Origin of the sequence: uncultured Thermomonas sp., assembly GCF_937872235.1 — a bacterium.
Classification (GTDB): domain Bacteria; phylum Pseudomonadota; class Gammaproteobacteria; order Xanthomonadales; family Xanthomonadaceae; genus Thermomonas; species Thermomonas beijingensis.
The window spans coordinates 1-10913 of record NZ_CALMPC010000111.1 but is presented as its reverse complement, the minus strand read 5'-3'; the positions used below and the strand labels follow the sequence as shown (position 1 = coordinate 10913).

The 10913-nt window shown below is 62.0% G+C and carries 9 protein-coding genes and 1 pseudogene; 4 read left to right on the top strand and 6 right to left on the bottom strand.

From position 1 onward, the window contains the following. The first annotated feature begins 17 nt into the window (after positions 1-17). From QWB57_RS10055 to QWB57_RS10045, 3 genes are all read left to right on the top strand, one after another. Positions 18-1955, top strand: a complete 1938-nt coding sequence (locus tag QWB57_RS10055; protein ID WP_288969388.1) for a hypothetical protein — start codon at positions 18-20, stop codon at positions 1953-1955. Between the two features lie 131 nt (positions 1956-2086). After that, positions 2087-3403: a polysaccharide ABC transporter ATP-binding protein gene (locus tag QWB57_RS10050; RefSeq protein ID WP_288969387.1), complete on the top strand. Its 1317-nt coding sequence runs from the start codon at positions 2087-2089 to the stop codon at positions 3401-3403. Then, positions 3384-4172 carry a sulfotransferase domain-containing protein gene (locus tag QWB57_RS10045; protein ID WP_288969385.1) on the top strand — a complete coding sequence of 263 codons (789 nt, stop codon included), beginning with the start codon at positions 3384-3386 and terminating at the stop codon, positions 4170-4172. Before QWB57_RS10050 ends, QWB57_RS10045 begins: the two co-directional genes overlap by 20 nt. Positions 4173-4182: 10 nt before the next feature. On the opposite strand, the pseudogene QWB57_RS10040 reads toward QWB57_RS10045, so the two are convergent. The 3 genes and pseudogenes from QWB57_RS10040 to QWB57_RS10030 all read right to left on the bottom strand — a co-directional run. Then, a pseudogene (locus QWB57_RS10040) lies at positions 4183-4578 on the bottom strand (CBS domain-containing protein); the annotation flags it as partial. A 382-nt stretch (positions 4579-4960) separates the two neighbouring features. Continuing rightward, a complete protein-coding gene (locus tag QWB57_RS10035; RefSeq protein WP_223629074.1) occupies positions 4961-5176 on the bottom strand; it encodes a YdcH family protein in 216 nt (71 codons plus the stop codon). Between the two features lie 409 nt (positions 5177-5585). Further along, a complete protein-coding gene (locus tag QWB57_RS10030; RefSeq protein WP_223629073.1) occupies positions 5586-6848 on the bottom strand; it encodes an OmpA family protein in 1263 nt (420 codons plus the stop codon). A gap of 90 nt (positions 6849-6938) precedes the next feature. On the opposite strand from QWB57_RS10030, the gene QWB57_RS10025 reads away from it, so the two are divergent. Further along, positions 6939-8045 carry a PilT/PilU family type 4a pilus ATPase gene (locus QWB57_RS10025; RefSeq protein ID WP_223629072.1) on the top strand — a complete coding sequence of 369 codons (1107 nt, stop codon included), beginning with the start codon at positions 6939-6941 and terminating at the stop codon, positions 8043-8045. 11 nt (positions 8046-8056) lie between these two features. Here the strand turns inward: QWB57_RS10025 and maiA are convergent, their stop codons facing one another. From maiA to QWB57_RS10010, 3 genes are all read right to left on the bottom strand, one after another. Next, complete coding sequence (gene maiA, locus QWB57_RS10020) at positions 8057-8716, bottom strand: maleylacetoacetate isomerase (RefSeq protein WP_223629071.1); 660 nt, start codon at positions 8714-8716, stop codon at positions 8057-8059. 76 nt (positions 8717-8792) lie between these two features. Further along, positions 8793-9782, bottom strand: a complete 990-nt coding sequence (locus QWB57_RS10015; protein WP_223629070.1) for a fumarylacetoacetate hydrolase family protein — start codon at positions 9780-9782, stop codon at positions 8793-8795. A 192-nt stretch (positions 9783-9974) separates the two neighbouring features. Then, positions 9975-10718 (bottom strand): 2OG-Fe dioxygenase family protein, encoded by a 744-nt coding sequence (locus QWB57_RS10010; protein WP_223629069.1) that lies wholly within the window; start codon positions 10716-10718, stop codon positions 9975-9977. Positions 10719-10913 lie beyond the last annotated feature (195 nt).

Sequence of the window (10913 nt, the reverse complement as noted above, 5' to 3'; positions counted from 1 at the left end):
ACAGGAGTTAGTTAGACATGTCTAGCATGAAGAAGAACGTCCTCGCCGTTGCCCTGGTGGCCGGTCTGGGTTTGGCCGGCGCCGCTGCGGCCTACAACTACGGCACTTTGAAGCAGTCCGTTGCAAGCCCCTCCAACGATTCGTCCGATCCGGCCATCAATGCCGACTTGGCGACCCCGGAAAACGTGGCTTACCAGCTGCTGCTGGGCCCGAGCTACAACTACACCATGACTGAAGATCTGGTGTTTGACATCAACCCGCCGGACAACGCGGTGCAGACCACCACCGGCTTCACCGTTCGCGTGAAGTTGAACCGCAACAACTGCGTGGCCTCCGGCCTGCCTTACCCGCAGCCTGACACCACCTGCGCCGACACCGCCGATGGCGCACTGTTCGCAGGTGTGGCTCCGACGGATGTAAATGGTGGCGGTCTGACCGACGAACTGATCCTTGACCCAACGCTGTATGCCTATGGCTGGCGTGCACAGTTCGACGCATTCTATGACGGCAACCGTACCGCATCGGTTCGCATCATTCCGCCAGCAAATGGTGGCCCGAACCCGCCGAACCCCTCTGCCGGCGTTTTGCTGCGCTGGCGTAGTGCCAAGCTGACCTCGCTGAACGAGTTCGCGATGGGCACCATCGGCGGCGGTACCGACAAGGTGGACGCCGAGTTCTGGATGGTCAACGCCACCAACGACAGCCGTTACCAGGGCTCCACCACCAGCCGTACCATCCTGAAGCGCGTCAGCGGCGTCACCGCTTGCGCCGACCGGACCCGTTCGGAAGTGGACAAGTACATCGACGTGGCTGACGACTATACTGAAGATCAGCTGCCGAAGACCCTGTTCAGCTTCGACGGCAAGCTGGGCTCGGCCAATGACAACAACCTCGGCGGCAGCGTGACCGCTCCGAGCGATTATAACTCGCAGGTCATCAACCTGGGTGACGTCACCATCAACAACACCGGTGCCGGCAACTTCGTGTTCCTGGGTTCGGATACGTTCACCACCACCATCACCGGCAACGGTGGCGATGACTGGAATGCCTTCGACGACGCCGGCATCAATGACCGCGTGTACCTGATGTACGGCGGCACCGACTGCACCGACGGCACCCTGGTCACCCTGACCAATGCCGGCACCGGCGGTACCGTGTCCGGCAACCAGGTGAGCTTCACCTACACCGCAGCTGCGGCCAACCTGAACATGGCCACCGGTGCGTTCACCAACCGTCTGCGCGTGTGTGCGTTCCAGAACACCAACCGCGTGATCGACGACCATCCGAACCACGTCAACACCACGTTCTTCCGCGCCGGTGCAATCGCCACCCCGGCGTTCAACGACGACCACGCGGACCAGGTGTGCGACGTGCTGCCGCTGCGTTACAACGGCTCCACGATGGAAATCTTCACCATCAACCCGGGCAGCAACACCACCCAGCGCAGCTTCATCCGCCTGACCAACCGCAGCGCCACCGACGGTTACGTCTCGCTGGAAGGTATCGACAACAACGGTATGCACGGTGCCTCGCAGGTGCGCGTGTGGGTGCCGGCCGGTGCCTCGGTGCAGCTGAACTCCACCGATCTGGAAAATGGTACCGGCGGCGCGATCGGCGCTTGGGGTGCTCCGAGTGCTGGCAAGTGGCGCGCAGTCGTCACCGCCGAGTTCCCGGGCCTGGTCGCTTCCAGCCTGGTGAACAGCTCGTTGCCGAACGTGCTGACCAACGTCACCGACAGCGACACCCGTGGCGAGCAGTACCTGCGTGATTACGAAGAAGGCAACTTCTCCGTGCAGGCAGGTCAGCGTCCGTCCGACTTCAACCAAGAGTGGACCCCGGACTTCCACGGCAACGGTGGCTCCACCGGTGAGCCGGGCGGCCCGAACGGTGGTCAGGCTCCGGATGGCGGCCCGAGCGGCGGCCAGACCACGCCGGACGGCAACCCGGGTCTGTAATCGGGAAGTCGGTTTCATCGCTTCAAATCACGGGTGGCCTTCGGGCCACCCGTTTTTTTTGTGCCTTTGGCAGCCATGGGAACTTGCCCTGGCGCGGCTACAATGGCAGTTCAATTTTGATTGCAGCCCCCATGTCAGCGGACTTTCCACTCGCCCATTCGCAGCCGGTCATCGTGGTCAAGGATGTCTGCAAAACGTTCCGGATCTGGGCCAGCCCCGCGCAACGCTTGATTGCCCCCGCCCTGCATCGCGCAGGCACTGCGCTGGCGATTGCATCACCCAGCTTCGCGCAGCGCTTGCATGCCTCTGCGCAGCGCAGGCTGCACGTCCATGAAGCCCTGCACGACATCAGCTTCAGCCTGCAGCGTGGGCAGGCGCTGGGCATCATCGGTTTGAATGGCAGCGGCAAAAGCACCCTGCTGCAAATCATTGCCGGGGTCTTGCCGGCCAGCTCGGGGACGGTGTACACCCACGGCCGTGTGGCGGCGCTGCTTGAACTGGGTTCGGGCTTCAACCCCGATCTGACCGGGCGTGAAAACATCTACATCAATGGTGCGATTCTGGGCCTGAGCAGCGCACGCATCGACACCCTGTTGAGCGACATCATCGCGTTCGCCGACATTGGCGATTACATCGACCAACCGGTCAAGACCTATAGCTCAGGCATGGCGGTACGGCTGGCGTTTTCGGTGCAGGTGCATGTGGAGCCCGACATCCTGATCGTGGACGAGGCGCTGGCGGTGGGCGATGCCGCATTCCAAGCCAAGGCCATGACCCGTATCCAGGAAATCCTGGCGCGCGGCACCACCCTGCTGTTTGTCGGCCATGACCTCAATGCGGTGCGCACCTTTTGCCAGCACGCCATCTTGCTGGAGCAGGGCCGCATGGCGATGCTGGGTGCCCCCGAGGAAGTGATCGAGGAGTACTTGTTCCGTGTGCATGCCAAGGCCCAGGCAGCAGGGCTTGCACCTCCGATTCGCACCGCACAGGGATTTCGCTGCGAAGACGGTGGTGTATTGGCCCTGCAGTTTGCCAATGGCATGCAACATTTGGCCCTGGGTTTCGATGCGCCATTCCAGGTTTGCGTTGCGCTGGAAGTGGATCCCGGGCTGGCTGATGTCGCCTGTATCCTGGATATCCTGGATGAGCATGGCGTACCGCTGAGTGGCCGCCGCATTCGCCTGCCGCCGCGCACACCGCAGCAACCGCACGTGCGAATACAGGTGGAGTTTCGTGCGCAATTGGCGCACGGGATTTACCGCATTCGGGCACGACTCGTGCAAGCACCCGATCTGCACCAGCACCATCGCCGCGTGCTGTGCCGACACGAATCCGACTTGTCGTTCGAGGTCATCGACAACTCAATCGAGCGCTTCAATGGCCTGTTCCCGTTGCCTGCCGACGTGCAGGTGCAGGTGTTGCCCGGCAATGACCAACACCCCGGCTGAGCCACGCATCGCGTTTTTGATTGGTGGCGTGCAAAAGGCCGGCACCAGCGCGCTGGCGCAGTACTTGTCTGCGCACCCGCAATTGCGCTTGCCATACAACAAGGAAGCGCATGTGTTCGATGCCGAAGACTTTGATGACGGCGCAGACACGGCGGCCATTGATGCGCGGTTTGCCCCCCTGTTCACTGCCGATGCCGGCACTGCCGATACCGCCGCTACGCTGCATGGCGATGCCACGCCGATCTCGTTGTTTCTGCCGCAATGTCTGCCGCGCATCACCCGCTACAACCCTGCACTCCGCTGGATTGTGCTGCTGCGCGAACCGGCCGAACGTGCGCTCTCGCATTACCGCATGGAGCGCGCGCGCGGCTGGGAACACTGGCCGCTGTGGCCGGCCATGTTGCTGGAGCGTTGGCGCTTGCGCCTGGACCGCGATCCACTCGCAACTGACTCGCATCACCGCCGCCACAGCTACCGCGCACGCGGCGACTACGCGCAGCAATTGGACCGGCTGTACGCACAGTTCCCGTCACAGCACGTGTTGCTGCTGCGCAGCGAGCAACTGCGTACCCAGCCTGCGACCTGCGTGGCACAGGTGTGTGCATTTCTGGGGGTGCCCGCGCCACCTGCAAACATCGACTACGCGCCCGTTTTTGTCAGTAACACCCCACCGCCCGCCCGCAACAGCCTGACCATGCGTCTGCTACGCTGGCTGTTGCGGCGCGAACGCCGCGCCCTGCGCGAACGCTACGGGATTACGTTCGACTGATACGGACGCGTCAGCGCGCGCGGCGGCGCAGGTAATCGAGCAGGTCGATGCGGGTAATCAGACCAAGAAACTGTTCGCCATCCATCACGATGGCCACATGGCCACGATCAAACACCGGCAACAGCGCTTCGATCGGTGCGCGCATGTTGACCTTGTCCAACCGCGCCACCATCGCCGCCGACACCGGATCGGCAAACCGCGCTTCATCGCCATACACATGCAGCAATACGTCGGACTCATCCAGCATGCCCACGATGCGCGTGCCCTGCATCACCGGCAGCTGCGAGACATCGCTGGCCTGCATCCGTTGCCATGCCAGGCTCAACGCGTCTTCGGGGGACACCACGATCATGTCCTGCCCGGCAAATGGACGTGGTATCAGGTCACGCAGGTCTCCGTGCGTCGGCCCGCCGGCGGCCTCGGGGAGGCCGCGCAACGCGTTCTGCATGCCCTGCCGAGCCGTTTCCAGCCACTCTTGCAACTGCGTCGGCGTGAGTGCTTCGCGCTGCGCCAAGTCCTGCAAGGTCGTCGTGCCCTGCAACAGCTCCAGCACGCATGCCAATTTTTGGTGCAGTGGGGTGGGGTTTTTTTGTTCGCTCATCGCAACACCGCAGTTTCCAGCGACAGGTTCCAGTGCTCAGGGTAGCATCCGGGTGTCGCTGTCTTGGCACTGGAGTGGCATATCCATGCCAAGGCCAGATCGTGCGCAGCTGCGCCTATCCCGATCTGACCATCGGCGCAGCCGCAGGGATGGCAGCGCCTTGCAACGCCGCCACCCCTGTCCGCGCTTAGTGCGCGCGATCGTACATCTGCAACAAGCGTTGCTTGGCTACCAATTTTTCGCGTTTCATCATGCCAAGGGTGTTGTCGTCCAACGGCAGCACACCCAGTTCCGCATCCATGACTTGGCGGTCGAGTTCGCGGTGGCGATAGAACAGCTGCCGGAACTCGGTATTGGCTTTCATCAACGTTTCGATTTCAGCCTGTGATTGCCCTTCAAACATGGAAACCTCCTGCGTCAACAAATTGCTTCGGGCGGGTGCCCGAAGGCGTGGGGATGGCAACCCAAGGTTGCCGGGGATTGCGCAGCCAGCAGTACGCCGGTTGCGAATACGCGCCAACAAAAACGCCCCGGCGCTGGGCGGCACGGGGCGTCTTCGAATTTGAATTCAACGTTTGCTGCCGACACCGGAACCCGAAACACTGGCCCAGTACGACCGCGCAACTGGCTTGCGGCGGCGATCTCCGGGTTGTCGAACGGGTGCTGCATCGGCCGGTCTCCGGCCAGATGGGGGTGGCAACATCAAACCATCTGGTGGCTTGACGCTACGCCTGCCAGCGCGACTTGGCAAGCCCCCATCGACAGTATTGATTAAGATTCAGCCCCCCCGGAAAGAACATAACCAATTGATTTTATTTCACTTTTGAAATCACGACCTCGACCCGGCGATTTTTTGCACGGCCCGCCGCGGTGCGATTGTCGGCCACCGGCGCGGCCGCGCCCTTGCCTTGCGAGCTGATTTGGTTACGGCTGACCCCTGCCGCCACCAAGCTCGCCCGCACCTGCTGTGCACGCCGCTCCGAAAGCGACTGGTTGGCCGCAGGCTTGCCCTGATTGTCGCTGTAGCCGATCACTTGCACGCTGCCGCTGGGCATTGCCGCCAGGTACATCCCCAGCGCCTTGAGGCTGGCGCTGCCAGCCTTGGTCAGCTGTGCCTGCCCACCGGCAAACACATCACCTGCCAGCGTGTATACGTCACCACGGGCATCCTGTTTCATCGGCGGCAGCTTGGCCCCGGCCACCAACTCGGCCTCCTTGCGCGCCAGAGCAGCTTCTTTGGCGCGTGCCGCATCCACCTTGTCCTGTTGCTCCACTTGGGCACCATCCAGCACCGCTTCGGCCTGCGCGGCCTGGGCGCGTGCACGCGCCGCGTCTTCGGCCTGGATTTGTGCCTGCAAGCGCAACTGCTCAGCCTCCGCCATGGCGCGGTCGGCGTCGCGCCGGCTGGCCTCCACACGCAGCTCGCTGCGCTCGCTGGCCAAGCGCTCCAGCGCACGCTTGGCCGCTTCGATACGGGCTGCTTGTTCGGCAATCCCTACCCGACGCTCGGCCAGCGCCATTGCCGCAGGCAAATTGCGGCGCGATACGGTCGCCAGCGCGGTCACTGCCTGCTGCGCTTGCAGGCGTTCGTACTGTGCAAACGGGTTGAGCCGGATATCCGCCTCCAGCAGTTGCAGGCGCTGTTCGGGGGTACCGGTGGGTACCACGATATCCAGCGGATTGGCGCTGGCCGGCGTGGGTTCCAGTTTCAGGCGCGCTTGCAAGCCGGCGACTTCGGCTTGCTGTTGCTGCAAATCGGCTCGCGTACGGGCAGCGGCACTGCGTACCCGCGCCAGATCTGCATCGGCAGTGGCGGTAACGGCGGCATCCCGCGCCTCATCATCACGCCCCCGCGCCATCGCCGCCTGCGCGCGCTGCAAACCCGTGCGCGCGTTGGCCAATGCGTCGGCGGCGTATTGGTCGGCATCGGCCGCGTCGGCGCGATTGACCGCTTGTTGCGCGGCATCCAGTTCGGCGGTGGGCGGCGGCAAACTGGCGCAACCGCTGATCAACAAGGAGCCACACAGCAGTGGGGCATACAGGGACGCCGGAATTTGTGCGAAGCTTGAGCGCATGGGAGGTCGCATCTCGTGACGAAATCGCGACCATTGTGGGAATCTGGCGTCGGGCTTGCAACGCCAGGCACGGCAACTTGGGGAAACAGTATGGATATCAGCCACTATTTCAAGCTGATGGCGGAGAAAGATGCCTCGGACATGTTCCTGTCCACTGGCGCACCGATCAGCATCAAGATGGAAGGCGTGTTGCAGCCGATGAGCGACGCCACCCTGACCGCTGGCGAATGCAAAATGATTGCCTATTCGCTGATGGACAGCGCGCAAATTTCTGAATTCGAGCGCGAAAAAGAATTGAACATGGCGATCTCGGTGCCCGGTAGTGGACGCTTCCGTGTCAACGTGTTCCAGCAACGCGGCGAAGTGGGCATGGTGATCCGTACCATCCGCAGCATCATTCCTACCATCGAAGACTTGCAGCTGCCGCAGGTGTTGAAGGACATCATCATGGCCCCACGCGGGCTGGTGCTGATCGTCGGCTCCACCGGCTCGGGCAAGTCCACCACGCTGGCCTCGATGATCGACTACCGCAACACCACCAGCACCGGCCATATTCTGACCATTGAAGACCCGATTGAATATTTGCATCGGCACAAGCGCTCGGTGGTCAACCAGCGCGAGGTAGGCCTGGATACGCATAGCTTCCACGCCGCACTGAAGAACGCGATGCGCGAAGCGCCCGATGTGATCCTGATTGGCGAAATCCGCGACGAGGCCACGATGGAAGCGGCGATTGCTTTCGCCGAAACCGGGCATATTTGCCTGGCCACGTTGCACTCCAACAACGCCGACCAGACCATCGAGCGCATTCTCAATTTCTTCCCTGAAGGCGCGCACAAGAACGTGCTGATGAACTTGGCGCTGAACCTGAAAGCGGTGGTCAGTCAACGCCTGGTGCTGGGCGTGGATGGCCGCCGACTACCGGCCACCGAGGTGCTGATCAACACCCCGATGATCCGCGACTTGCTGCGTCGCGGGCAGGTGCACGAGGTCAAGATGGCGATGGAAGAATCCCTGCAAGATGGCATGCAGACCTTCGACCAGTGCCTGTTCCGGCTCTACAAGGAAGGTCGGATCGAAATGGAAGAAGCGTTGAAGGCCGCCGATTCACGCGATGGTTTGGCGCTGAAATTCCGCTTGTCGGAAGGCGCCAGTGGCGATCACGACCCCTACGCCGACGTGTTTGCCGCGCACTGAGGTTGCGGGCTTCAGCGGGGTGCGTCCGGTTGATTTTCCGGGCGCGCCGCATCGAACGCCGGCAATTGCAAACAGGTCTGTTCGATTCGCTCGATCGTCGGATAATCCGCCATCGTGATCCCGAAGCGACGTGCGTTGTACACCTGCGGCACCACGCAGCAGTCGGCCAGGCTAGGCACATTGCCCTCGCAATAATCACCGGTGGACGGATGCCCGGCCAGCATGGCCTCCAGTGCGGCAAAGCCGTCCATGATCCAATGCTTGACCCATTGCTCACGCTCGAGTGCAGGCAGGCTCCATTCGTGCTCGAAGTACTGCAACACCCGCAGATTATTGAGCGGGTGGATATCGCAGGCGACCAACTGCGCCAAGGCGCGCACCCGTTGCCGTTCGCGGGCGGTGGCCGGCAGCAATGGCGGGGTTGGCCAGACTTCGTCCAGATATTCCAGGATCGCAAGTGATTGGGTGAGCTGACGCTGACCATGTTTCAAGGTCGGCACCAGTTCTTGCGGATTGATCTGCCGGTAGGCCGCAGTATGTTGCTGACCACCGTCCTGCACCAAATGCACAGGTACGGTGGTGCAGGCCAAGCCTTTCAAATTCAGCCCAATGCGCACCCGATACGCCGCACTGGAACGCCAGTAGGAATACAGCAGCAAGGATTCGCTCATGGCGACACCTTAGCGCGATGGCAGCCGTGTACTGCCACCGCTGGCACCGCTGCCACGACCGTCCAACCGATTGCCATCAAGGCGCTGGCTGGTGTTCGATGCGCTGTTCGATTGCGCCAAAAATGCTGGCGCCGGCACGGTCAAGCACTTCAATCCGCACCACATCGCCAAACGCCATGAACGGCGTGCTGGGCTTGCCATCGCGCAAGGTTTCCACGGTCCGCTGCTCGGCAAAACACGAGGCCCCCAGACTGGTGTCCTCATTGGCCACCGTGCCAGAACCCACCAGGGTGCCGGCCGACAATGGCCGCGTTTTTGCGGCATGCGCGACCAATTGTGCAAAGTTGAACTGCATGTCCACGCCCGCTTCCGGTGCGCCAAACCAGACACCGTTGATGTGGGTGAGCATCGGCAGATGCAGTTTGCTGTCCTGCCACGCATCGCCCAACTCATCGGGCGTCACCAACACCGGGCTTAACGTGCTGCGCGGTTTGGACTGCAAGAAGCCGAAGCCTTTGGCCAACTCCGGTGGAATCAGATTGCGCAGCGACACATCGTTGATCAAGCCAATCAACTGGATGTGCCCGGCCGCCTGTTCTGCGGTCACCGCCATCGGCACATCATCGGTGACGATGACCACTTCGGCTTCCAGATCGATGCCGTAGTCTTCGCTGACCACGCGCACCGGGTCACGCGGGCCATTGAAGCCGGCACTGACCGCTTGGTACATCAGCGGATCCACATAGAAACTTTCCGGCACCTGCGCGCCACGCGCACGTCGCACGCGCTCGACATGTGGCAAATATGCACTGCCATCGACAAATTCATACGCACGCGGCAGTGGTGCGGCCAATGCGTGCATGTCCAGCGCGAAGGCAGCATTGGCCGTGCCGGCATTGAGTGCTTCCGACAGCGCGTTGAGGCGCGGCGCGGTGTTCTCCCAGTCCTCCAGCGCTTGTTGCAGGGTCGCGGCAATGCCGGTGGCTCGCACCGCCTGCGACAAATCACGCGACACCACTATCAAGGTGCCGTCGCGCCCACCTTCTTTGAGAGACCCCAGTTTCATGAACACCTCGCCTGCTGCGTAATGGTTGCAATTGTAACTTCATCCGTCATGAACGACAGCGCGGGGCTACCGCTTGGAGGCTTCTCGGCAACATGAATGTTGCCGAGAAGCCTCCAAGGATGGATTCACGGCATGTCCGACAAAGGGGAGCCCCGCGCTGTCCACGCGATTGGACTGGGTTTGGTGATGGCACTAGCCCCCCAAAAAACCCGCCGCCCGCAACGTCAGCACCAGCGTATCGCGATGCCCGGCAACACCGTGCAACGGCTGAATGGGGGTCGATTCGTGGATCACCCGCGCATCGTCCATCAACAATAATGACCACGGCTGATCCAGCGTAAAGCGCTGACCATTCGGGCCATGCGCATCAAACACCCGGGTCTCCCCCCCCTTGATCGCATGTCGTGCAACCAGCAGCACCGCCACGAAATCCACGCCATCACGATGCGCGCCTTCCGGCGTAGGCCGGCCTACGCCATCACTGGTGTCGATCCGGAATTGATGTGCTTCCACATGCCAGCGTGGCACCGGCCGCTGCGCGCTGCATACCCGCGCCAGCGCCAGAATCAGCGCCGACCACGCCGCTTGCCGCACGGTCTCGGGCAACACCGGTTCAAACCAGCGTTCCATCCCACCGTGCAGTGCGTTGTATTCCACCGGCTGCCAATGCATCCGGTGTGGCACCTGCTGCAACTGATCGTCTTCAGCAATAAAACACGCATGCCGTCGTTTGCGATAGCGACCGCCATCTTTCAGATAACGATCAAGGCATAAAGACTCCCACGACGGCTCAAGCGCCTGCAACGCGGACAACGGCACACCCGCCAACGCCGCTACATCCGCTGCCGCCAACACGACATACCCGCGCTGATGCAGCACACGATCCAAATCAGGCAACGCGATGGCAGGGGGTGCGAAAGCAGTGACAGGCGACATCAGACAACTCCGGGCAAGCGCTGCATTGTCGCACCGCTAACACGCACGCAAAACAAAACTCGCCTTGGGTGGGTCAACTTTGTCCAGCCGATGGCTGGAAAACAGGGGTCAGAGTCGACTTTCTCGGGCTTTCCCTAAAGGGAAAACAGGGGTCAGAGTCGACTTTCTCGGGCTTTCCCTAAAAATTCGACTCCG